Below are 22,676 nucleotides of genomic sequence, written 5' to 3'. Positions count from 1 at the left end.
GGATTTACTATTGATCTGAAACAATTCCGCGTTGTAATTTTTGATAAAGGATGTTTTGAAAATGAATAAATAAAACAAATAGAATAAAAAATTTAACAAATAGTTTATTTTGAAATAAAATCGGTTACCTTTGTCCCAAATAAGCGGCTTTTACGAAAAAAAGTCATTATTTTTGCCGGAACAATAGATAGAAACGTTTTTAGTGAAGGGCTTTCCCCGCGGGAAAGTTTCCTGTTTAAAAGTCTTTAAAATTATGAAAGTTGCGATTGTAGGCGCAAGCGGCGCCGTAGGCCAAGAATTTCTCCGGGTGCTGGAACAACGGGAATTTCCGATCGACGAATTGTTATTGTTCGGTTCCGAACGCAGTGCGGGCCGTAAATATACGTTTCGGGGCAAGGAGCTGACCGTGCGTCTGCTAGCCCATAACGACGATTTCAAAGGGGTCGATATCGCTTTTGCGTCGGCCGGAGCCGGTACGTCGAAGGAGTTCGCCGAGACGATCACCAAATTTGGGACGCTGATGATCGATAATTCGAGCGCATTCCGGATGGACGAAAATGTGCCGTTGGTGGTTCCCGAAGTGAATCCGACCGATGCGGTCAATCCGCCCCGCCGGATCATCGCCAACCCGAACTGTACGACGATCCAGATGGTCGTGGCGCTCAAGGCGATCGAGAATCTGTCCCATATCCGCCGGGTGCACGTATCGACTTACCAGTCTGCCAGCGGCGCCGGAGCGAGCGCGATGGCCGAACTGGCCGAACAGCACGCCCAGTTGGTGCGCGGCGAAGAACCGACCGTCGAAAAATTCGCTTTTCAATTGGCTTTCAATGTTATCCCTCAGGTGGATGTCTTTACCGACAACGGTTATACCAAAGAGGAGATGAAGATGTTCAACGAGACGCGTAAGATCATGCATTCGGACGTGAAGGTCAGTGCGACCTGCGTGCGCGTTCCGGTAATGCGCGCCCACTCCGAGTCGATCTGGCTCGAGACCGAACGGCCCGTATCCGTCGAAGAGGCGCGCAAGGCGTTCGCGGGCGCAGAAGGGGTGGTGCTGATGGACGAACCGGGAGAAAAAGTTTATCCGATGCCGCTGCCGTTGGCCGGTGTGGACGCCGTGTACGTGGGGCGTATCCGCAAGGATCTGGCCGATCCGAACGGACTTACGTTCTGGTGCGTCAGCGACCAGATTCGCAAAGGCGCGGCGCTGAATGCCGTGCAGATCGCCGAATACCTCGTAAAGGAGGGACATGTGAAATAAGGATTTCCCGGGAACGGGAAGGTATGAATAGGAAACGGGCATGAACCTAAGTTCATGCCCGTTTTTTGGAATCGTGCGTACTATTTTCCGATGGCGAAAACGGCGCTGACCGGTTCGAGCGTAAGGCGAATCCGGGTATAGATCGTGCCGTCGGCATGTCTGTCGTATTCGACATCTTCCCACTTCCCGATCGTGCCGGTATGCGGGTTCCACTTTTCGAGTTTCAGCTTTCCTTTCAGGCTCACCTGCGTGTCGACCGGTTTGTCGGTCGAGTTGGCGAACAGGTAGATATCCTGTCCCTCTTTCTGCTTGTGGATATATGAGAACATGCCGAGTTCGTCGGCCGGCAGGTCGCGGAACCGTTCTACGCCCAACAGCGGCTGTCCCGGCAGGCCGGCTGCGGCCAGCGTTTCGACCGGATCGACCCGGACGTCCGGGTCGGGCAACAGCGAATCGATCGCTGCGGCCAGCGCGGTCGACTCGGCCTGCGGCAAGAAGATGGTTTTTCCGCCGTTTTCATTGGAAGAAGAGACCTGTCGGGCAGGCATCGGAGCCTCCGGGTCGATGCCGAAAATCTCCCGTACCAGCGCGACCGCTTCTGCGTCCTGCCCGAATTCGGCGGATCTGGACGGCAACAGGTTGGTCGCCAGTATTTTTCCGCCGCTTCGGTAGTAATCCCGTATTTTCCGTAAGGTTTCCACCGAGAGCACTTTTCCGGAGGGCATGATAAGCAGTTTGTACGTCTGTCCGGTGGACGGCGTGTTCAGCTTGATTTGTCCGTTGCCGATCTGGTATTTGTCCGTGACGAAGTCTTCCGGATGCAGGAAAGTAAAGTCCTGTCGGATCTGCCCGGTCAGCAGATCGCCGATCCGGTTGTAGTCGGTGCCGGGAGGCACGTCTTTTCCGCACCGGGGGCGTCCGGTTTCCCAGGCGTACCACGCTTCGAGCGACTGAATCGGGAAGAGCAGCGCGATGTCGGCCACCCGGCGACCGCCTTGCAGCAGGAACGTGCTCCGGCCGGCGAAATCGTTGTATCCGGGCAGGGCCGGGGCCAGCCGCGGATTGTAATGCGCGATCAGCGGCGGGATCTTGACCGTATCCGGTTCGTACCACATCCCGTGCGGAACCAGGAAGTTGACGCCCCGCGCCATGACTTCCATCGCAACCCGGTACAGCATGGCCGAATCGGTCTCCCGATCCGAATAATTCCCGTAAATTTCGGCGCCGACGAGTTGTTTGTCGAATGCGTCGGCAGCCGAGCTGATCAGTTTGAAGCCGGGACGCCCGTACGGATAGCCGTGGATGGCGTCCATCAGCGGAATGTGGACGTGCCGGTAAAATTTGAATGGGTCTCCGTACATATCGACGGTCGTCGGCTCGTAATTTCCGGGCGGGTGTCCCATGCTTTGCAACCCGTAGCGGTCGCACCATTCGGCTACGCAAAGCGGGAAACCGTCGCCCATCGCCTCGGCGCGCAGTCCGAACAAGGCGACCCGTGCCGCATCGGTTTCCGGACCGATATCGTACCACAGGGCCGGGTAATACAGAGCCGCCTTTTTTCCATAGCGTTTTTCGAACAGGCCGGAAAGCTCCGGATTCCAGTAATTCTCGATGCCGTAATAGCCCACGTCGTCGAAAAACGTTTTCGTGATCGTATTCCCGAAATAGGGTTCGAAACGTTCGGCATACTGGTCGTAGGTCATTTTCATGAACTCTTTGACAGCCTCGGCTCCATGTAGTCCACGTGGTTGTCTACGTGGTTTTCCATCGCGAACGACATGATTTTCCATGTTCCTTCCGGTACCTGCCATTCCAGCGTGCTGTCGGTTACGAATTCGCCGAGATCGATCCGTTCGAGCGTCAGCGTGTTCATCGCTGCGGCCCCCATGAACGAGTCCCGGAGCGGAACGGCGATTTTTACGTTCTTCGGTCCGATTGCCTCTTCTTCGGTTTTACAAAGCCTCTTGCGGGTGTACTGCGGGAATTGTTCGCCCAGTTTGCCGCCGGCGGTTCCGCTCGGGAAATCGACGTCGTCGTACAGGATCACCTGCGCTCCCTGTTCGGCCGAACATTCCAGAATGTCCCGGTAGCGGTTGAAATAGCCTTCCGACAGGTAAACGGGCGTCGTGCCGGGACAGATGCCCTGATTGCCCCACATGCCTCCCGGGTTCAGCGGAAGGATGGCCACGCCGCCGAATCCGTCTCCCTGGATGGCGTCGCTCAGTTGTTTGCGGATTCCTTCGGTGGTCAGCGTGCCGTTGATGTGCCAGAACGGCTGCGGACGGTAGATGTCCGACGGGTCGGCGAACTCTTTTTCCCAGGTTTCGCGCTGACCGGCTCCGCGGCATCCGCATACGGCGAGCACCGTCCCGTATATGAGCAGTTTTCGGAATGTTTTTTTCATTTGCAGAATGATTAACGAACGCTTACAAATATAAAGATATGTGTAAGATATTAAAATTTTTTCCGGCGGATCAGGCTTCCGACCAGAAACAGCAGCAACGCGGCGGCGGCGGCCAACGCTATCTGCCACGAATCGTTCCACGAAAAGGTAATCATGCGCCGTTTCAGAATGGCCGTCAGCAGGAATAGCAGTGCCATTCCCCAGAAATTACGGAAATCGCCGCGCAGAATGGCCAGAAACGAGAATTTTCGCGTCCGGTACCGTTTGCCTCTGCGGTTCGGGATCAGCGCGGGGGTCTGTTTGCACCAGATGCGGAAATCTTCGCCGTACTTGTGCAACATCAGTTCCTCTTCGCGGCTCAGGACGATCAGGTAGCAGGCGACGTATGCGGCTGTCGCGGCGACGATAAACCAGTTGACGCCCACGAACAGGATAAAGCCGAACCAGACCAGAAAGTTGCCCGTATAGAGCGGATACCGCATCCGGGCATAGATGCCCTCGGTCGGGAAGACGGCAGGGCCGTTTTCGGCCGTTTCGGCATTTTTTCGCGCCAGTGGAGCCGATGTTCCGAGCGCGCGGGCGCGGATCAGGAATCCCCACAGCGAGCAGGCGATGCAGAGCGCCGCATAGACGATTCCGTCGTAAACGGAGAACGGCACTGCGATCCACAGGGCAATCCATCCGGCGGGGATCAGCACCAGCGGCAGTTTTCGCCGCGCACGCCAGAGGCGGTAACGGAAGATGGTGTATCGTTCTGAAAGCGTCATTTATCGGAAGAAATGTTTTCGGTTCGTTCCGGGGGCGTTTCGACCCGTTTCATTAGCCGGCCGAACAGCGCGAACGCGCCGGCTCCGAGACCGAGGCCGAGAGCCGTCCCCAGCAGAATGTCCATCGGGTAATGGACGCCGAGGTAAATGCGGCTGTAAGCGAGCAGCAGCGCCCATCCGAAGATAGCGACCGTATACCACCTTTTTCGGAACAGCCGGGCGGTGAACAGCGCGATCGCGAAGCTGATCGCCGCATGGGCCGATACCGTGCCGTACAGTCCGCCGCGGTAACCCCGCACGGTATGGACGAAGGCTTCGATGTCGGGCGTATGGGTCGGCCGGAATTTCGGCGTGAAGTGTTTGAAGAAATTGCAGATCTGGTCGGCCGCTCCGACGCACAGGCCGAGCACGACCGCTACCCACAGCAGGCGGCGCCAGCCCCACTGTTTCCAGACCGCGTACAGAATCGCCGCATAAAGCGGAACCCAGGTCAGCCGGGCCGAAACGATGTAAAAAAAAGTATCCCAGCCCGCTCCGCCGTCCCCGTTGAGGGCCAGCAGCAGTTGCTTGTCGATATCCAGAAGGGATTGCCAAACCATAGGTGCGGATCGTTTTGATCCCCAAAAATACGATTAAAATCCGTTCCGGTCAAACATCCGGTGCGGAAACCCTAAAATTGGAAGTAGATGAACGGTTGGATTTCGGACGATTTGATCTGCATGATTCCCCAGATCAGGACGGTGATGATGACGGCCTGCGCCAGTACGGGGGCGGCGGTAACGACCCTTTTTCCCCAGGTTTCGGCCGCTTCGGGCAGCAGGTGCAGCAGGAACCCGACGGCCATCAGTCCGAAGATCGTTCCGTAACCGGAAACCACCTGCGGGATCAGCGCGGCATTGAAATGGTTGAATATCTGGGATGTTATCAGCGTGACGCTGTGCATGTCCTGTGCGCGGAACATGATCCAGCCGAAACAGACGACGTGGAACGTGACGATGATACCGATTACCCGTCGCCAGGGAACCATGTCCGCGCCCGTCTTTTTGAACGAAGGGAAGCGGTTCACCGTCCATTTGTGCACGGCCAGCGCCGCGCCGTGCCATGCGCCCCACAGCACGAAACGGATCGCCGCGCCGTGCCACAGCCCGCCGATCAGCATCGTCAGGAACAGGTTCAGGTAGGTGCGGGCTTTTCCCTTGCGGTTGCCGCCCAGCGAAATGTAAAGGTAATCTTTCAACCAGCTCGACAGCGAAATGTGCCACCTGCGCCAGAATTCGGTGATCGTAGCCGATTTATACGGCGAGTCGAAGTTCTTCGGGAAGCGGAAACCCAGCAGCAGCGCCAGTCCGATCGCCATGTCCGAATAGCCCGAGAAGTCGCAGTAGATTTGCAGGGCGTAGCCGTATACGCCCATCAAATTCTCGAATCCGCTGTATAGGAGCGGGTTGTCGAATATGCGGTCGACGAAATTCAAACTGATGTAGTCCGAAATAATGGCTTTTTTGAAAAGACCCGATATGATCAGGAAGATTCCCATGCCGAACATTTCGCGCGTTACGACGATCGGCTTCTGGCGGATTTGCGGCATGAAATCCCTCGCTTTGACAATCGGGCCGGCTACCAGTTGCGGGAAGAACGACAGATAGAACAGGTAGTCGATCCACTGGTCGGCCGGATCGATCCGCCGTTTGTACAGGTCGATGATGTAGCTGATTGACTGGAACGTGAAAAACGAGATTCCTACGGGCAGGAAAATGTTTTGGAAATCGAGCCAGTCGCGTCCCGAAACGTCGTTGAGCAGGCCGATGAAAAAGTTCGTGTATTTGAAATAGCACAGCACGCCGATGTCGATCGTAAGGCTCAGCGCTACGAGCCATTTGCGCAGCGATTGCTTCCGGGCGGCACACAGGAAGCGGCCGATGACGTAGTCCGAGACCGACATGCCGACCAGCAGGAACAGGAACAGTCCGCTGGTTTTGTAATAGAAATAGAGCGAAAACAGCACGACATAGATCATCCGCAGCATGACCGCCCGCCGCATGAATTGGTAGAAAAAGGCGAAGCCGGCGAACAGGAACAGAAACAGCCCGCTGGAAAACAGGATCGGGTGCAGCGGATCGTAACTGAGTATTTCCGTTATTTTGTCGCAAACGGACGAAACATCGGGCATATATCTGATTTTTTCTGGGTCGCCGGAACATCGGGTAACGGCGGGCAAATTTAATATTATTTTCTACGACCGCTACCGGAGCGGAAGAAATACGAAAAGTTTTTCGATCGTTTTCCGGATTCGGACGGGAACGAAGATTCGGGAGCGGATCAATTCAGCAGAATCTTGAGTTCTCCGTTATGTTTGCGGTAGTGGTCGTAGGCTTTCATGATCGCGTCGTAGAAAAGTTTTCCCTGCAGCCGGTATCCTTCGCGCGAAAGGTGCACCCGGTCGGCGTTGGCTATTCCGAGATCGGCCCATCGGCCCATTGCTCCGTCGCCGCCCGCTGCCGCGTAGAAATCCCAGACCGGCAGCCGGTACAGCGCCGCCTGCCGCAGAATGCATTCCCGCATGGCGCAGGCGTTCGGGTTGGGTTTCCGGTAGGTGCGGCCTTTGGAACGTATCCGTCTGCAGTGTTCCATCGGAGTGGTCAGCAGCAGAACGGAAGCGGGCATGTTCCGGCGGATCGAGTCGATCAGCCGGGTGATCTGAACGTCCGCGTCGGCCGGATCGAAAGACGCGCCGTAGCTGTCGTTCGTGCCGAGCGAGACGATTACCAGATCGGGGCACAGTCCAGATGCCTGGCGGACGATCTGCGGGTTGCGGTTAATGGCGGCGTAGGTGTTGCCGTTGATGCCGAAACTGTGGTACAGGACTCCGCTGCGACCGTTTTCGAGGGAAAAACCGTAAAAAGCCGAATGGGCGAACGACGAGTCCGCGACCGAAGCGCACAACCTGATCTGTTCGACCGGCCGGCTCAGCGGGATCAGCGTCATTTCGTCGTTGTCTAGGGCGGGACAGCAAATCCCGTCGGACAGCGAATCGGGAACCGTGAGCAGCGGCGCTTCGCGGTGGTGGAATGCCCAGATGCGGTCGAACGGTTCCTTGGTTTTGATATCCAGTTCGATATGGCGGTCGTAGGTAACGATCGACATGCCCGACATGCCCGGTTCTTCGGTTGCGGCGCGCGTGATGCAGTTGCTGCGGTTCCAACTGTTCGGCGAGGTGATCGCGTAATCCGGCGGTTCGTTCGTTCCGGCCAGCTTCAGCGGGACGATCAGGCCGCGCCCCGCATTGCCGAATTCGCGTTGGAGGTTTTCACGCACTTCGTTGGGGAAAAATCCGGCCTGGATATGCGAATCGCCGATTTGCAGGATCGAGATCACGGCTGTCGTATCCTTTTTTTCGAGTGCCTCCAGTTTTTGGAAAAGGGGTTCGAGCGCTGCGACGTTACCGCCGAGGCGGTTCGAGTCGGGACAGATGATTTCCGGATAACAAGAGTCGGCCGGCTCGGCGGAATCCGCCTGCGCGCGCGCGGTAAACGCCGTGCCGCACAGCAGCAAAGTCAGGATTGTTTGCAGGTATGGTATTCCTTTGAGGATCATGGTTGTGCGAATTCGTTTGTCGTGAAGGTCGTATCTGCGTCCGCGTCTGAATCCGTTTCCGTCTCCGTTTCGATGGTTCCGGGGATCGTATCGTTCCGGTTGTAATGCAGCATCTCGTTTTTCCGGCGTTCCTCTTCGATCCGGTCCCGGCGCTGCTGCTCCGCTTCGACTCCCTGCATCCAGTTCCCGACCAGTTTCCCGGCGATGAATTTTCCGCCGGCGTAACCCAGGTGGGTGTAGTCTTTCGCCGCCCAGTTCTTGCGGACGAACTCGACCATGCTGTTTTCGCCTCCCATCGCTTCGAAAGTGTTCCAGAATGCGACGCCCGTTTCCCGGGCGGCGTTCCGCTGCGCTTCGATCATTCCCCGCACGGCGGGCATCGTGACGAATTCCCCGTCGCGTTGCGTACTGCGGTCGCAGACGCCCATGACCAGTATGCTGCTGTTCGGGAAACAGCGTTTCATGTAATTGATTACCTTTATGAAAGCCTTTTCATAGGAGCCGTAATGCAGGACGTCGGCCGACATGACGTTCAGGCCGTATTGCAGGATAATCAGGTCGTACCCGCGCATGGCGCCGATTCGCGCGTTGACTGCGGCGTTGGTTCCGAACAGGGCTAGTCCGCTGTTGCCCCGGATCGAATAGTTGTCGAGACTGACGCCGTTTTTGTTTTCGAAAACGATCCCGTAACCGATGAATCCCGCCGGATTGGCGATCCGGACTTCGAGCGAACGGATCGGGGTGTGGATGTCGATCTGCTGGACTTCCGGGCCCGGTTCGGGGTTGTAGACTTTATGGATCGTATCGTTGATCGTTACATGGATCGTCGTTCGTTCGCGGTTCGTAAAGATCAGCCGGGCGACCGACGCGCGGTCGATGTGCTTGCGGAACATGACGCCTTTCATTTGCACCGAAGCGCCTTCGTCGGGGATGCACAGGCTGCCCGATACGAAAAATTTATCTCGGTACTCTTCGGGAGCCTGCCGGGCGTTTTTTACGTCCAGCGTCGTCCAGCCGTCGAACGTGTGGCGCACCGTTCCCCGGAACTGGGCGATCGGCGACGAAAACGGCACGAATCCTACGCCCCCGCCGCCGTACAGATCTTGCAGTTGTTCCCGGATGTCGGCCGTGATGATATCTCCTTCGATGAACGAATCGCCCAGCACCGCGATCCGTACCGGGCGTTTGCCCTCTTTTTTCAACAGAGCGTCGTAGAAATGGAGCATCGACGGGCCGTCCGTTCCGAAATCTTCGAGGAATCCGATCCGTTCGACGACCGGTGCGGGAGGTTGCTCCGCCGCGCTGTCGCCGCGCTGCACCTCTGCGGATGACTCGTGTCGGGAATCGTCCCGGGTATGGGGAACCGTTGCCTGAACCGTCCGTGCGTTCGTCTGTGCCGTTTGTTTTTCTGCCTGCGAATCTGCCGCCGCCCGTGCTTCGGCCTCGAGCGCTTCTCCTTCCGCCAGAAAGGTAGTGTCGAAATAGAGATTGGTTTCCGGAATCGGTTCGTGTTCGTCCTGGATCAGATCGGACAGGATATTGATCTTTTTCAAGGTCGTTTTGCCGAAGGTGACTTTCGGAATCCGGGATATGCCCAGCAGAAAGAGGATGACAAAAACGGTGATCAGAAAGCTCCGACCCGTATAATCTTGTTTTCGATTCATAGACGCGAAGGTTCAAAACCCGTTGCGAAGTTAATAAAAATCATTCGTACGGCCCTATACGATTTCCCTTTTTCTTTCGGCCCGATCCGCCGTAAAAGCAAAAAGCGGCCCGACAGGCCGCTTTCGGTTGTCAGAGTGAGGTTTTTGCGCTTAGGCTTTTGCCTGCCCTCTTTTTTCCATCGGAATGAATTTCTTTTCGGGTCCGACGTTCCGGTAGGCCGGGCGAATGATCCGTTTGCTGTCGAAGTTCAGTTCTTCGATCCGGTGCGCGGCCCATCCGGTGATGCGGCTCATGGCGAACAGCGGGGTGAAGACTTCGCTCGGGAGCCCGATCATTTCGTAAACGAATCCGGAATAGAAGTCGACGTTCGCGCAAACTCTTTTATTTACTTTGTTTCCTTTGAAATTCATGAAGTTTTCGACGGCGCGCTCTTCGAGCAGTTCGAGGAAAGCGAACTCCTCTTCGCGGCCTTTCTCCCGGGCCAGATCGCGGGCCATCTCCTTCAGCAGCAACGCGCGGGGGTCGGAGATCGTATAAACGGCGTGTCCGATGCCGTAGATCAGCCCGCATTTGTCGTATACCTCTTTGCGTAGCATTTTCTGCAGGTAGTCGTCTATTTCGGAGACGCTTTTCCAGTTGCGGATATTTTCTTTCAGGTGGTTGAACATGCTCACGACCGCGAGGTTGGCTCCGCCGTGCAGCGGCCCTTTCAGCGACCCGATCGCCGCGGCGATCGAAGAGTAGGTATCGGTGCCCGACGAACTGGTCACGCGGACCGTAAACGTGGAGTTGTTGCCGCCGCCGTGTTCGGCATGGAGCATGAGGGCCAGATCCAGCGTCCGGGCATCCAGAGCGGTATAACCTCCTTTCAGCATGTACAGAAAATTCTCCGCGACCGAAAGGTTCTCTTTCGGGAAACGAATGTGCAGCGAACGTCCCTGGTTGCTGTGGCGCATGATGTTGTACGCGTAAGCGATGATGGTCGGGAACTTCGAGATCAGGTCCACCGACTGGCGCATCAGGTTGTTCCGCGAAGTGTCGTCGGGGTTTTCGTCGAAGGTATACATCTCCAATACGCTGCGGGCCAGGATATTCATGATGTTCTGGCCCTCCAGGTCGAGGATGTTCATTTTGGTCTTCTGGGTCAGCGGCATGCACTGGTGCACCATGTTGCTGAAAGCGGCCAGTTCTTCTTTGTCGGGAAGGTAGCCGGATAGCAATAGGAATGCGGTTTCTTCGAAGCCGAACCGTTTTTCGGCCAGAATGCCCCGAACCAGGTCTTCGACGTCGATGCCGCGGTAGATCAGCCGTCCCGGGATCGCTTTGAGTCCTCCTTCGGGCAATTTTTCGTAACCTACCACGTTTCCGATTTTAGTCAACCCGACCAGCACTCCGGAATGATCTTCGTTGCGAAGTCCCCGTTTTACGTTGTATTCGGTAAAAAGTTCGTTATCAATACGGCTGGTCGTTTTAATCGATTCCGACAATCTGCTGATTATGCATTCCTTTTCCATCTTTATCCTCCTTTATTATCAGTTCAAGCCTTGCAATTTATAAAAAATTTTTGTAATTTACTATCGCCGGAAACGATCCGGTCGTTCTTTTCGGATTTTTTCCCGATCCGGGGTCGAGGTAGCCGATACGGGAACAAGCCACAAGTAGTTATAGGGATGTCCTCCGGTCTGGAGAACCCGCAGTTTACCCGTAAAACCGGCGTCGGAAAAATGGTCGTCCGGTGTTAAAAATAGTGTACGGGATTGCCCTCGATGGCCGAGAGCAGGTTGTTCGCCAGCGAGCTGGCGCCGATCCGGAAACGTTCCGGCGTAAGCCACTCCTCGCCCAGGATTTCCTGTACGATCGTGTAGTAAAGCGCAGCGTCTTCCGGGGTCGAAATTCCTCCGGCCGCTTTGAATCCCACCTTGCGTCCGGTTTGTGCGGCGAACAGCCTGATGGCTTCGCACATCACTACCGCCGCTTCGGGAGTCGCGGCGACCGAAGCCTTGCCGGTCGAGGTTTTGATGAAATCGGCTCCGGCGAGCATGGCGATCACGGCGGCCCGGTGGATCAGTTCCGGCTCGGCCAGGATGCCCGATTCGAGGATCACTTTCAGGGTGATCTCGTCGCCGATCTCCTTGCGGAGCGTTTCGATTTCGTTGCCCATCAGGTCGTATTCGCCGTTGAGAAACTCTCCGATGCTGATAACGACGTCGATTTCGTCGGCGCCGTTCTCGACGGCCATCGCCGTTTCGAGCATTTTGACCTCCAAGTAAGTCTGCGAAGCGGGGAATCCTCCCGTTACGCTGGTGATCGTCATTTTGGAGTCGCTGATAACCAGGCCTGCCGTTTCGACGAAAGCCGGGTAGATACATACCGATGCGACGCCCGGGATTCCGGAGAAACGATTCGGAAATTCGACGGCTTTCGTGACGAACCGTTCGATCCGCTCGTGCGAATCGGTGCTGTTCAGCGAAGTCAGGTCGATGAAACCGAAACAGCGTTTATAGACCTCCGTATTCCGGTTCTTTTCCGCGAGGGGACGGATACCGGCAACGATTTTATCGACCTGTCCGGCCGGGAGTCCGGCGCCGAACTTTTTCAGATTATTGCTGTATTCCATCTTCGGGGCGGTTAAAAGGTTTCCTTTGCAAAGATACGCATTTTCCGGCGATTTTTCAATAGTTTCCGGGGGGAGGAATCGGTTTGGCCGCATTCCGCCGGGTCGGAAGGACGGGGCGGCTTTCCGACGGAATTTCCGAAGAACGGTAAGATTTTCCGGGCCGGCAGGATAATTTGCGGTACGGAGAAATAAAGTCGGGCCGTTCGATGCGGAGCGGTCCGGCGTACGTAAACGGGTATGAAAACGGTCGTTTCCGCCGTTTCGAGCAAAATTGCGGCGCGAAAAACGAACGGCCGCGCGGCGATTACAAAATAAACGACAGCCCGACGTTGATCTGCTGAACCCGGGGGCCTTTGCCGTCTTTGAAGAGCGTGGAGCGGTAATATGTCGCCGAGATGGCGAAATGGTTGTAGCCGATGTTGAGGGTGTAGCCGTAATGGAAATTACGCAGTCCGAAATTGCTGTGGTTCTTGAATTTGCCGCTCAGCCGCGGGTCGGAGGCTTTGATTTTGGAGTGCGTCCCCATTCGCCATCCGCCGACCATGCCGGCGTTGATAAAGAAGTCGTTGCGGCGCCCCATCTGGAATTCGACCAGTAGCGGAACATTCAGGTAGCAGGTGTATAGTTTCGATTTGCTCAACCGGATGTGTTGTTCTTCGTATTGATAGTCGGGGACGGTGACGCCGTTTTCCTGTTTCAGCGCGATGTTGTTGTCGAAACGGAAGTTATTGAATTCGACGCCGATCCCGGTCAGCAAGCCTACGTGCCTGCTTTTCAGTAGCGTATAGTCGATTGGATTCAGCGTGACTCCGATCGATTTGGCGCTTTGGGACAGGTATTGCGCGTCGTCCGGAAGCTGCATGTCTCCGAGGTTGGTGATCAGGCCGCTGTAATGGATGCCGATCCCGGCCCAGTGGCCGTCGTTCCACAGCAGTTTGCTGTGACGATCCGAGTTCGATTTTTGGGAAAAGTTATTGACCGCGACGACGAGCTTGCTTTGGTTCGATCTGCTTTTCGATCTGTCGGGGCGTCCCTCTTCCAGGACGAACGTTTCGCGTTTCTGGGAGACGGTATCCGTGTTTTGCGCCTGTGCCGGACAGATGATATAACCGATGAACAGCGTCGAGAGTAGCGCTTTTTTAATCATGAGCTTCCGTTTTTTGTATTTTGTTGCCGATCCGTAGGATGGATGCAATTTCGATTCCGTGTTCGTTTTCGGTTCGGTAAGTTTTGATCGGAATGATCGGATCGAACGGGGCGAACAGCGAAATCAGGTTGAATTTTTTGGGTTCGGCGCTCTTTTCCGCGCCGGCCTGCGTCTTTGCGCCCGGAGTTCCGGAGATTTCCGCGCCGGTCTTGAGCGCCGCCAGGGCGATCGGTTCGCTCGTCGGCGCGATCAGTTGCGGTTCGCTGCCGATCAGCTCCGACAACGGCTGAATGCGCTCGGGCTGTACGGCCTGGGCGTTCGTCCGGGACGTTGTCGGGACGTTGGTCCGGAGGGCGATGCGGTTGCCGGACGCGGCTCGTTGCGGTACGGCGGCGGCCAGTTGCGGGATGTCTTGTTTCTCTTCGCTGCCGCCCGCGCTTTCCGAAGCGGTCCATTCGTCCTGTTCGGCCGGAAGCTCTTCGCGGAAAACCTCTTTCGCCCGGTCGGCGAGCAACTGCTCCTTCTGCGACGAATGGCTGTCGACCAGCGTAAACAGTCCGATCAGCAGCGATGCCGCCGCCGCTCCGCCCAGAAACGACGTGATCCGGCCGAAGCTCATTGTTTTTCCTCCCCGCAACAGGGAGCGTTTGTCGGGGTAAACGATCTGTTCGGCGACCATTACCGGCATGTCGTCCTGCAAAGACGCGATTTCGCGGGCTATGTCCGCATGCCGGGTAAGGAAGGATTCGAACGAGGCGCGCTCCTCCCTGCTCAGATTACCTTCGATGTAATCCAAGGCCCATTCCTGGTAATTATCCGGACCGATTTTCATTACAAAATATTATTTATGTCTCCAATGTTCTTTTTCAATGCCACCCGCGCCCTGAAAATGTAGACTTTCACCTGCGCTTCGGTCAGATGGGTCATTTCCGCCATCTCCCGGTAGCTGTATCCTTCGTAATCCCGCAACAGGATCAGGGATTTCTGCATCGGCGGGAGTTCGTTCAAATAGTGTTCGAGCATTTCCCGTGCGTTGTTATATTCTCTTTCCGCCGGGGAGTGTCGGTTTTTCAGCAAGGTTTCGTCGCCGGTGTAACGCTTTTCGAGACGAACATGATCTACGATCAGCCGGTACGCTATGGTAAAAAGATAGGACTTCTCTTTTCCTTCGATGACGGCTTCCCGGTTTTCCCACAACCTCAGAAAACTCTCCTGGACAATATCTTTCGCCTGCTCGTCATTGCGTAATGATTTCAGTATGAAACGGTATAAATTATCGGAATATTGTCTGACACATTTATCGTATTCAGAAACTGTCATTAAGTCCGGTATTTGTCATTACAACGTATTTTCAGCGCAAAAGTTACAGTCGTTCCGCGTTAAATCAGCCGATTCCCGTAATCGTGTATTCGATCTCCTTGAAGAGATACCGGTGCATTTGTCCGTCGCGGTGTCTGACCTCCAATTCGCCGGTCGGAAGAACGCCGCAGATCGTCCCCTCGAAACGGACTTTCGTCCGTCCGTCCACAAACGAATGCGTCTCGCCGAGGCGGTAAAGCCTGGCGGCGTAGTCCGTATCCATCGCCGCGTACCGTTGTTGCTGCAACTGCCCGTAGCGGAAACTCATTTTTTCGTAAAATAGTCTAAAAACTTCCGCCCTGTCCAGCTTCCGGCCCGCGGCGACTGCGAGCGATGTCGGATTCGGCAAGGCCGGATCGAATTCGGTTTGGTTGACGTTGATCCCGATTCCCACGACCGAACGGGAAAGAAAATTTCCCGCCAAATCGTTTTCGATCAAAATGCCGGCCACTTTCCGTCCGTCGATGTAGATGTCGTTCGGCCATTTGACCTGCGGCCGGACGCCGAAGCTTTCCACCGTGTCGCATACGGCCAGCGATACGGCTTTCGACAGGTAAAATTGCTGCGCGGTTTCCAGGAATCCGGGGCACAGTACGACCGAGAAAGTCAGGTTCGCTCCGGCGGAGCTGCTCCAACTGTTCCCGCGCTGTCCGCGTCCGCGGCTTTGCCGTTCGGCGATAACGACCGCTCCGGCGTCGTAGCGCGGGTCGCGGGCGACGTCGTTCGTCGACGTCGTTTCGTCGAGGTAGGCGAGCGTGAATCCGACCTGCCCGGCGAATCGTTCGAGTTCCTGTTTTATTCCCATGATCGGTTATACGGATACATTGAATTCCCGCAGGGCGTCGTTCAGCGTCGTTTTCAGGTCGGTCGAGGCTTTGCGCTGCCCGATGATCAGCGCGCACGGAACCTGGTAAGTTCCGGCGGGGAACTGCTTCGTGTACGAACCGGGGATTACGACCGAGCGGGGCGGAACGTACCCTTTGTAAATTTTCGGTTCCCGACCCGTCACGTCGATGATCTTGGTCGAACCGGTAATCACCACGTTGGCGCCGAGCACCGCTTCGCGGCAGATATGGGCCCCTTCGACGACGATGCAGCGGCTGCCGACGAAACAGTTGTCCTCGATAATCACCGGGGCCGCCTGTACGGGTTCCAGCACGCCGCCGATCCCTACGCCGCCGCTCAGGTGGACGCGTTTGCCGATCTGGGCGCACGAACCCACGGTCACCCACGTATCGACCATCGTCCCTTCATCGACGTAAGCGCCGATGTTGACGTACGACGGCATCATGATTACGCCGGGGGCCAGGTAGGCTCCGTAACGGGCCGTAGCCTGCGGTACGACGCGGACGCCCAGTTCGCGGTATCCGGTTTTCAGTTTCAGTTTGTCGTGAAACTCCAGCGGGCCGGCTTCGATCACTTCGATCTGCTGGATCGGGAAGTAGAGGATGACCGCTTTTTTGACCCATTCGTTCACCTGCCACGTTCCGTCGGCGAGCGGTTCCGCCGTCCGCAGCTTTCCTTTGTCGAGCAGGTCGATCGCGTCGCGGATCGCCTGTTTGACGCGCTCGTCGCCGAGCAATTCCCGGTTATCCCAAGCTTTTTCTACCGTTTTTTTCAATTCTTCGCACATATCCGTTCTCCGTTAAGGTATGATCGCAAAGTTAAAAAAATCTGTCGGATTCCGGGAAACAATCCCTATTTTTGTGCACTGCCCGTCCCTTGGGGCGGACGGCGGAACGATTCAGATATGAGAACGATAGAACTGACCTATCCCGTTGCCCGGCGGGACGATACGACGGACGATTATTTCGGAACCGAAGTGGCCGATCCCTACCGCTGGCTCGAAGACGACCGTTCGGACGAAACCGTCCGCTGGGTGGCGGCCGAGAACGAAGTGACCCGCCGCTACCTGTCGCAGTTTCCGGAACGCGACCGGATCGCCGCCCGGCTGGCCGAATTGTGGGATTATCCGAAGTACGGGATTCCGGAACGCCACGGCGATTCCCGTTTTTTCTTTGAAAACGACGGGTTGCGGAACCAAAGCGTTTTGTACCGGCAGCGGGACGGGAAGGGCCCCGAGGTATTCCTCGATCCGAATACGCTGTCGGAAGAAGGTACGGTCGCGCTGACCGGCGTGTCGTTCTCGCGGGATAATCGTTACATGGCTTTTTCGGCGGCCGAATCGGGTTCGGATTGGGTGGAGCTTCGCATAAAGGAGCTCGCTACGGGAGACCTGCTGCCCGACCGCATCCGTTGGGTCAAATTCTCCGGAGCCGTATGGAGCGGAGACGGGTTTTATTACAGCGGGTACGACCGGCCGGCTCCGGAAAAGGCGCTGTCGGCCTGCAACCACTCTCAAAAAGTGTTTTTTCACCGGATCGGGACCGATCAGTCGGCCGACCGCACGATATATTGCGACGAAGAGCATCCGCTGCGCTACCTGACTGCGGCGGTTAGCCGGGACGACCGGCAGCTCTTCGTTACGGTCGCCGAGGGAACCTGCGGCAACGAAGTGCTGTACCGCGACCTTTCGCGGCACGACCGGACGTTTCGCAAGCTGTTCTTCGGGTTTACCGGCGATTATGCGCTGGTTTATGCGCAAGACGACCGGGCGATTTTCCATACGAACCAGGGAGCGCCGAACGGTCGGCTGTTGCAGGTGGATTTCAGCGCCGGTTATCCGGAGATCACCGAACTGTTGGCCGCATCCGATCGGCAGTTGGTCGCGGCGTCCGTGGCCGGCGGGGCGTTGTTCGCGCATTACCTCGATCGCGCGCACAGCGCCGTCGTGCAGTACGACCTGGGAGGCCGGCCGGTGCGGGAGGTGCGGTTGCCCGGCATTGGGACGGTAACCGGTTTCAGCGGCGGAGACGTTCCGTCCGAGATATTTTATGCTTACGCTTCGTTCACGCAACCGCCGGCCGTTTACCGCTACGATCCGGCGACCGGGGCTTCCGAGCCGTACCGGATTTCGCCGGTGAAGTTTTCCCCGGAGGAATTCGTCGTCGAACGGCACGAATACGAGAGCCGGGACGGAACGCGCGTTCCGATGTTCCTGGCGCACCGCAAAGAGCTGGAACGGAACGGAGAGAATCCCGTTTACCTGTACGGATACGGCGGTTTCAACATCAATCTGACGCCGGGTTTCTCGCCGTTGGCGGTGCTGTTGATGGAGCAGGGCGGCATTTATGCGGTGGCGAACCTGCGCGGCGGCGGCGAGTTCGGGGAACGGTGGCACCGGGCGGGTATGCTTTCCGCTAAGCAGAACGTGTTCGACGACTTTATCGCGGCCGCCGAATACTTGATCGACCGGAAATACACCGCTCCGCATAAGTTGGCGATCGCCGGCGGTTCGAACGGCGGCCTGCTCGTCGGCGCCTGCATGGTGCAGCGGCCCGACCTCTTTGCCGTGGCGCTTCCGGCCGTCGGCGTGATGGACATGTTGCGCTACCATAAGTTTACCGTCGGTTGGGGCTGGGTCGTGGAGTACGGCAGCAGCGACCGCCCGGCCGATTTCGAATACCTGTACCGTTATTCGCCGTTGCACAATATCCGGCCGGGGACGTGTTATCCGGCTACGCTGGTCACGACCGCCGATCACGACGACCGGGTGGTGCCGGCGCACTCGTTCAAGTTCGCCGCGACGTTGCAGGCCGCGCAGGGATGCGACCGGCCGGTGCTGATCCGGATCGATACCGCCGCCGGGCATGGCCTCGGCAAGCCCACCGCGAAAAGGATCGACGAACAGGCGGATGTGCTCGTTTTCCTGTTCCGGAATACCGGTACGGAGGTAAAATGAACGGGGAGTTCCGGTATCGTCGCCGGAACTCCCCGTTGTCGTTCGTATCGAAATCCTACATCATTTCGACCCAGCTCATGAAAGGGAACGGTTTTTTCTCGGACTTCATCGCGTTTTTGAAATATTTGATCGTGCGTACCAATCCTTCTTCGATCGGCACCAGCGGTTCCCAGCCCAGCCTCTGGCGGGCATAGCGGATGTCGGGGATCGCATGCTGGACGGAATCGGCCGTTAGGTTCAAGCGCACCGTTTTAGACGAGCTGCCGGTCAGGTTCACCACGTCTTCGGCCAATGCGTCGATTCGCATCGGGTCGATTCCGCCGATGTTGATCGGTTTCGACAGGTTGCCGTCGGTTCCCATCATCCGTACCAACGCTTCGACCGCGTCGTCGATGTACAGGAAGCAGCGCGTCTGCGTTCCGTTGCCGCGGATCGTGATGTTTTCGCCGTAAAGGGCGTTGCGGATAAATCCGGAGATCACTTTGCCGTCGTTCAACGCCATACGCGGGCCGTAAACGTTGAACAGCCGGGCGATCCGCGTGTCGACGCCGTACTGGTTGTGGTAGGCCGTAAAAAGCGATTCTGCGGCGCGTTTGCCCTCTTCGTAAGCGCTGTGTTCGCCGACCGGGTTCACGTTGCCGCGGAACTCTTCCGGGACGGGGCCCGACTGGATCAGGCCGTATACTTTCGAGGAGGAGGCGTGTACGATGCGGGCCCGCATCCGCTTGGCCACTTCGAGCACGTTGATCGATCCGACGAGCGAGGTTTTCAGCGCCATCACCGGATCGTGCATGTAATAGACCGGCGCCGACGGGCAGGCCAGGTTGTAGATGCAGTCGACCTCTTCGAAGTAGGGGAATGTGATGTCGTGCCGGATCAGGTGGAACTGCGGGTTGTGCAGCAGGTGTTCCACGTTCTGGCGGTTGCCCGTGACGAAATTGTCCACCGCGACCACTTCGTGCCCGTCCGCCAGCAGACGTTCGCACAGGTGGCTGCCGATGAAACCGGCTCCGCCGGTAACGAGTATCTTTTTTTTCATGATTGCATAAAATGTTTAAAACGGATTAAGCAAGAACCGTTCCAAGAGATTTTGTGGATTTGCGAAGATGGCCGTTCGGCAGACGTTTGTAATGCAATATGTTGTTGTACATCATATTGATTGGCATCGATTCGGGTTTTATAGCCCGCTACTCCCGATCGTAGCCGTAATTTTTGAACAATGGTCGAAATAACGAAAAGCGTTTTACCCGAACGGTAAAACGCTTTTCGTTTCGGATGCCGGATCGACTCCGGCAAATAATGCGAGAAAGCTTAATCTTTCAGTTTGGCGGAAAGGAATTCGCGGTTCAACCGGGCGATGTGGGCGATCGAGATCCCTTTCGGACATTCCGCTTCGCAGGCGCCGGTGTTGGTGCAGGCCCCGAATCCGAGTTCGTCCATCTTAGCGACCATCGCTTTGGCGCGGCGGGCCGCTTCGACGCGGCCCTGCGGCAGCTTGGCCAGCGACGAAACGCGGGCGGCGACGAACAGCATCGCGGAACCGTTCTTGCAGGTGGCTACGCAGGCGCCGCAACCGATGCAGGCGGCCGCGTCCATGCTTTCGTCGGCATCCGGTTTCGGGATCGGAATCGTGTTGGCATCGGGCACGCCGCCGGTATTGACCGAAATGAAACCGCCGGCCTGCAGGATCTTGTCGTAGGCGCTACGGTCTACGGCCAAGTCCTTGATTACCGGGAAAGCGCGCGAACGCCACGGTTCGATCGTGATGGTATCCCCGTCCTTGAACTTGCGCATGTGCAACTGGCAGGTGGTGATGTCGGTATCGGGTCCGTGCGCATGACCGTTGATGTGCAACGAGCACATGCCGCAGATGCCTTCGCGGCAGTCATGGTCGAACACGACGGGTTCTTCGTTGTTCTGGATCAGCTTGTTGTTGAGGATATCCAGCATTTCCAGAAACGAGGTGTCGGGGGAGATGTTTTCAACGGTATAGTCGACGAACTTCCCCTGCGCGTGGGCGTTTTGCTGACGCCATATCTTTAATTTCAAATTCATTGTCTTAACGTTTTACCTGTTTGACTCAATTAATCCTTGTAGTTGCGCTGGGCCAGATGCACGGTTTCGAATGCCAGCGGTTCTTTGACCAGTTCCGGTTCCTTGTCCTTGCCGGTATATTCCCATGCAGCCACGTATACGTAGTGTTCGTCGTCGCGCAGCGCTTCGCCTTCCGGGGTCTGGTACTCCACGCGGAAGTGACCGCCGCAGGATTCGTTCCGGTTCAGGGCGTCGCGGGCCATCAGTTCGCCCAGTTCGAGGAAGTCGGCCAGACGAACGGCCTTCTCGAGTTCCTGGTTGAACTCTTTGTCGGTTCCCGGCACGCGGACGTTCGCCCAGAACGACTTGCGCAGCGCCTGAATTTCGACGATCGCTTTTTCGAGGCTCTCCTTGCTGCGGGCCATGCCGACGTTTTCCCACATGATGTGTCCCAGCTTTTTGTGCAGGTCGTCCACCGTCTCTTTACCCTGGATCGACAGCAACTTGGCGATCTTTTCGCGGACGCCTTTTTCGGCTACCTCGAATTCGGGCAGGTCGGTCTTTATTTTCGGAGTCTGAATTTCGTGCGACAGGTAGTCGCCGATCGTATACGGCAGTACGAAATAGCCGTCGGCCAAACCCTGCATCAGCGCCGATGCGCCCAGACGGTTCGCGCCGTGGTCGGAGAAGTTGGCCTCGCCGATCGCATACAGGCCGGGGATCGTGGTCATCAAGTTGTAATCCACCCAGATACCGCCCATCGTATAGTGCACGGCCGGATAGATCGTCATCGGTTCTTTGTAAGGATTGACGTCGGTGATCTTTTCGTACATCTGGAACAGGTTGCCGTAACGTTCGCGGATCGTCTGTTCGCCGAGGCGGTTGATTGCGGTCGAGAAGTCGAGGAATACGGCCAAGCCGGTCTCGTTGACCCCGAAGCCGGCGTCGCAGCGTTCTTTGGCGGCGCGCGACGCCACGTCGCGCGGCACGAGATTCCCGAAGGCCGGGTAACGGCGTTCGAGGTAATAGTCGCGGTCTTCTTCCGGGATCTGCGAAGGTTTCAGTTTCTTCGCGCGGATCTTTTCGACGTCCTCTTTTTTCTTCGGAACCCAAATGCGGCCGTCGTTGCGCAGCGATTCGGACATCAGCGTCAGTTTCGATTGTTGCGTTCCGTGTACCGGGATACAGGTCGGGTGAATCTGCGTGAAACACGGGTTTGCGAATACGGCGCCTTTCTTATAGCACTGCCATGCGGCCGAACCGTTCGAGTTCATTGCGTTGGTAGACAGGAAGAAAACGTTTCCGTAACCGCCGGTGGCGATCACTACGGCATGCGCGCCGAATCGCTCGATTTCGCCGGTTACCACGTTGCGCGTGATGATACCGCGGGCTTTGCCGTCTACGATGACCAGGTCGAGCATCTCGTGACGCGGGTAGCTTTTCACGCTGCCTTTGGCGATCTGGCGGTTCAGCGCGGCGTAAGCGCCGAGCAGCAACTGCTGTCCGGTCTGGCCGCGGGCGTAAAACGTACGCGAAACCTGCGCGCCGCCGAACGAACGGTTGTCGAGCAGTCCGCCGTAATCGCGGGCGAACGGAACGCCCTGTGCGACGCACTGGTCGATGATATGATTCGATACCTCGGCCAGACGGTATACGTTGGCTTCGCGGGCGCGGTAGTCGCCGCCCTTGATCGTATCGTAAAAAAGACGGTATACCGAGTCGTTGTCGTTCTGGTAGTTCTTGGCGGCGTTGATGCCTCCCTGCGCGGCGATGCTGTGCGCGCGGCGCGGGGAGTCGCTGATGCAGAATACCTTTACGTTATATCCGAGTTCGCCGAGCGAAGCGGCTGCGGATGCGCCGCCCAGTCCGGTACCCACTACGATAATGTCGAGTTTTCTCTTATTGGCGGGGCTGACCACTTTGATTTCAGCCTTATGCTTGCTCCATTTGTCGGCCAGCGGGCCCTGCGGAGCTTTCGATTCTAACTTTACCATATCTTATTTTTTGTTTTTTTATTTCTAAT

19 protein-coding genes are annotated in these 22,676 nt (G+C 56.8%); 2 read left to right on the top strand and 17 right to left on the bottom strand.

Features of this window, described 5'->3' with window-relative positions; translation table 11 throughout:
* Positions 1-253: 253 nt before the first annotated feature.
* Positions 254-1,264, top strand: coding sequence for an aspartate-semialdehyde dehydrogenase (locus DW082_RS02320; protein WP_101571961.1), 1,011 nt, complete (start codon positions 254-256; stop codon positions 1,262-1,264).
* Between the two features lie 80 nt (positions 1,265-1,344).
* On the opposite strand, the gene DW082_RS02315 is transcribed toward DW082_RS02320, so the two are convergent.
* From DW082_RS02315 to DW082_RS02245, 14 genes are all read right to left on the bottom strand, one after another.
* Positions 1,345-2,973 carry a glycosyl hydrolase gene (locus DW082_RS02315; RefSeq protein ID WP_259335468.1) on the bottom strand — a complete coding sequence of 543 codons (1,629 nt, stop codon included), beginning with the start codon at positions 2,971-2,973 and terminating at the stop codon, positions 1,345-1,347.
* Positions 2,970-3,668: a hypothetical protein gene (locus DW082_RS14850; protein ID WP_259335467.1), complete on the bottom strand. Its 699-nt coding sequence runs from the start codon at positions 3,666-3,668 to the stop codon at positions 2,970-2,972. Before DW082_RS14850 ends, DW082_RS02315 begins: the two co-directional genes overlap by 4 nt.
* A 50-nt stretch (positions 3,669-3,718) precedes the next feature.
* Positions 3,719-4,435, bottom strand: a complete 717-nt coding sequence (locus tag DW082_RS02310; RefSeq protein ID WP_101571957.1) for an isoprenylcysteine carboxylmethyltransferase family protein — start codon at positions 4,433-4,435, stop codon at positions 3,719-3,721.
* Positions 4,432-5,034 (bottom strand): phosphatase PAP2 family protein, encoded by a 603-nt coding sequence (locus DW082_RS02305; protein WP_055202830.1) that lies wholly within the window; start codon positions 5,032-5,034, stop codon positions 4,432-4,434. The genes DW082_RS02310 and DW082_RS02305 overlap by 4 nt, the downstream gene beginning before the upstream one ends.
* A gap of 71 nt (positions 5,035-5,105) precedes the next feature.
* The gene (locus DW082_RS02300) at positions 5,106-6,605 is read right to left on the bottom strand and encodes an MBOAT family protein (RefSeq protein WP_101571953.1); all 1,500 of its coding nucleotides are present in this window, start codon (positions 6,603-6,605) and stop codon (positions 5,106-5,108) included.
* Positions 6,606-6,754: 149 nt separating this feature from the next.
* The gene (locus DW082_RS02290) at positions 6,755-8,029 is read right to left on the bottom strand and encodes a GDSL-type esterase/lipase family protein (protein ID WP_055202826.1); all 1,275 of its coding nucleotides are present in this window, start codon (positions 8,027-8,029) and stop codon (positions 6,755-6,757) included.
* Positions 8,026-9,693: a hypothetical protein gene (locus tag DW082_RS02285; protein ID WP_118457113.1), complete on the bottom strand. Its 1,668-nt coding sequence runs from the start codon at positions 9,691-9,693 to the stop codon at positions 8,026-8,028. The genes DW082_RS02290 and DW082_RS02285 overlap by 4 nt, the downstream gene beginning before the upstream one ends.
* Before the next feature lie 150 nt (positions 9,694-9,843).
* The gene (locus tag DW082_RS02280) at positions 9,844-11,208 is read right to left on the bottom strand and encodes a citrate/2-methylcitrate synthase (protein WP_055202824.1); all 1,365 of its coding nucleotides are present in this window, start codon (positions 11,206-11,208) and stop codon (positions 9,844-9,846) included.
* A 224-nt stretch (positions 11,209-11,432) separates the two neighbouring features.
* Positions 11,433-12,311: a deoxyribose-phosphate aldolase gene (gene deoC / locus DW082_RS02275; protein ID WP_118457111.1), complete on the bottom strand. Its 879-nt coding sequence runs from the start codon at positions 12,309-12,311 to the stop codon at positions 11,433-11,435.
* Between the two features lie 304 nt (positions 12,312-12,615).
* Positions 12,616-13,458 carry an outer membrane beta-barrel protein gene (locus tag DW082_RS02265; protein WP_055202818.1) on the bottom strand — a complete coding sequence of 281 codons (843 nt, stop codon included), beginning with the start codon at positions 13,456-13,458 and terminating at the stop codon, positions 12,616-12,618.
* Positions 13,451-14,290 (bottom strand): hypothetical protein, encoded by an 840-nt coding sequence (locus tag DW082_RS02260; RefSeq protein ID WP_101571947.1) that lies wholly within the window; start codon positions 14,288-14,290, stop codon positions 13,451-13,453. The genes DW082_RS02265 and DW082_RS02260 overlap by 8 nt, the downstream gene beginning before the upstream one ends.
* Positions 14,290-14,778: an RNA polymerase sigma factor gene (locus DW082_RS02255; RefSeq protein ID WP_118457107.1), complete on the bottom strand. Its 489-nt coding sequence runs from the start codon at positions 14,776-14,778 to the stop codon at positions 14,290-14,292. The genes DW082_RS02260 and DW082_RS02255 overlap by 1 nt, the downstream gene beginning before the upstream one ends.
* Before the next feature lie 64 nt (positions 14,779-14,842).
* Complete coding sequence (locus DW082_RS02250; RefSeq protein ID WP_118457105.1) at positions 14,843-15,622, bottom strand: biotin--[acetyl-CoA-carboxylase] ligase; 780 nt, start codon at positions 15,620-15,622, stop codon at positions 14,843-14,845.
* 6 nt (positions 15,623-15,628) lie between these two features.
* Positions 15,629-16,450 (bottom strand): 2,3,4,5-tetrahydropyridine-2,6-dicarboxylate N-succinyltransferase, encoded by an 822-nt coding sequence (locus DW082_RS02245; protein WP_055202810.1) that lies wholly within the window; start codon positions 16,448-16,450, stop codon positions 15,629-15,631.
* A gap of 117 nt (positions 16,451-16,567) precedes the next feature.
* On the opposite strand from DW082_RS02245, the gene DW082_RS02240 reads away from it, so the two are divergent.
* The gene (locus DW082_RS02240) at positions 16,568-18,619 is read left to right on the top strand and encodes a prolyl oligopeptidase family protein (RefSeq protein ID WP_101571943.1); all 2,052 of its coding nucleotides are present in this window, start codon (positions 16,568-16,570) and stop codon (positions 18,617-18,619) included.
* 55 nt (positions 18,620-18,674) lie between these two features.
* Here the strand turns inward: DW082_RS02240 and DW082_RS02235 are convergent, their stop codons facing one another.
* From DW082_RS02235 to DW082_RS02225, 3 genes are all read right to left on the bottom strand, one after another.
* Positions 18,675-19,658, bottom strand: coding sequence for an NAD-dependent epimerase/dehydratase family protein (locus DW082_RS02235; RefSeq protein WP_101571941.1), 984 nt, complete (start codon positions 19,656-19,658; stop codon positions 18,675-18,677).
* Between the two features lie 272 nt (positions 19,659-19,930).
* Positions 19,931-20,674, bottom strand: coding sequence for a succinate dehydrogenase/fumarate reductase iron-sulfur subunit (locus DW082_RS02230; protein ID WP_055202803.1), 744 nt, complete (start codon positions 20,672-20,674; stop codon positions 19,931-19,933).
* 29 nt (positions 20,675-20,703) lie between these two features.
* Positions 20,704-22,647, bottom strand: a complete 1,944-nt coding sequence (locus tag DW082_RS02225) for a fumarate reductase/succinate dehydrogenase flavoprotein subunit (protein WP_101571939.1) — start codon at positions 22,645-22,647, stop codon at positions 20,704-20,706.
* Positions 22,648-22,676: the final 29 nt, after the last annotated feature.

This window comes from Alistipes sp. AF48-12 (genome assembly GCF_003477565.1).
Classification (GTDB): Bacteria; Bacteroidota; Bacteroidia; order Bacteroidales; family Rikenellaceae; genus Alistipes_A; species Alistipes_A hominis.
Note: the sequence above shows the minus strand (reverse complement) of the source record. Positions and strands in the feature narration are given on the sequence as shown.

Coding starts and splice junctions, on each gene's coding strand:
- DW082_RS02310 (WP_101571957.1), bottom strand. CDS start 4,435: ATGACGCTTTCAGAACGATACACCATCTTCCGTTACCGCCTCTGGCGT.
- DW082_RS02245 (WP_055202810.1), bottom strand. CDS start 16,450: ATGTGCGAAGAATTGAAAAAAACGGTAGAAAAAGCTTGGGATAACCGG.
- DW082_RS02280 (WP_055202824.1), bottom strand. CDS start 11,208: ATGGAAAAGGAATGCATAATCAGCAGATTGTCGGAATCGATTAAAACG.
- DW082_RS02250 (WP_118457105.1), bottom strand. CDS start 15,622: ATGGGAATAAAACAGGAACTCGAACGATTCGCCGGGCAGGTCGGATTC.
- DW082_RS02230 (WP_055202803.1), bottom strand. CDS start 20,674: ATGAATTTGAAATTAAAGATATGGCGTCAGCAAAACGCCCACGCGCAG.
- DW082_RS02315 (WP_259335468.1), bottom strand. CDS start 2,973: ATGAAAATGACCTACGACCAGTATGCCGAACGTTTCGAACCCTATTTC.
- DW082_RS02305 (WP_055202830.1), bottom strand. CDS start 5,034: ATGGTTTGGCAATCCCTTCTGGATATCGACAAGCAACTGCTGCTGGCC.
- DW082_RS02320 (WP_101571961.1), top strand. CDS start 254: ATGAAAGTTGCGATTGTAGGCGCAAGCGGCGCCGTAGGCCAAGAATTT.
- DW082_RS02225 (WP_101571939.1), bottom strand. CDS start 22,647: ATGGTAAAGTTAGAATCGAAAGCTCCGCAGGGCCCGCTGGCCGACAAA.
- DW082_RS02300 (WP_101571953.1), bottom strand. CDS start 6,605: ATGCCCGATGTTTCGTCCGTTTGCGACAAAATAACGGAAATACTCAGT.
- DW082_RS02290 (WP_055202826.1), bottom strand. CDS start 8,029: ATGATCCTCAAAGGAATACCATACCTGCAAACAATCCTGACTTTGCTG.
- DW082_RS02265 (WP_055202818.1), bottom strand. CDS start 13,458: ATGATTAAAAAAGCGCTACTCTCGACGCTGTTCATCGGTTATATCATC.
- deoC (WP_118457111.1), bottom strand. CDS start 12,311: ATGGAATACAGCAATAATCTGAAAAAGTTCGGCGCCGGACTCCCGGCC.
- DW082_RS02255 (WP_118457107.1), bottom strand. CDS start 14,778: ATGACAGTTTCTGAATACGATAAATGTGTCAGACAATATTCCGATAAT.
- DW082_RS02235 (WP_101571941.1), bottom strand. CDS start 19,658: ATGAAAAAAAAGATACTCGTTACCGGCGGAGCCGGTTTCATCGGCAGC.
- DW082_RS14850 (WP_259335467.1), bottom strand. CDS start 3,668: ATGAAAAAAACATTCCGAAAACTGCTCATATACGGGACGGTGCTCGCC.
- DW082_RS02260 (WP_101571947.1), bottom strand. CDS start 14,290: ATGAAAATCGGTCCGGATAATTACCAGGAATGGGCCTTGGATTACATC.
- DW082_RS02240 (WP_101571943.1), top strand. CDS start 16,568: ATGAGAACGATAGAACTGACCTATCCCGTTGCCCGGCGGGACGATACG.
- DW082_RS02285 (WP_118457113.1), bottom strand. CDS start 9,693: ATGAATCGAAAACAAGATTATACGGGTCGGAGCTTTCTGATCACCGTT.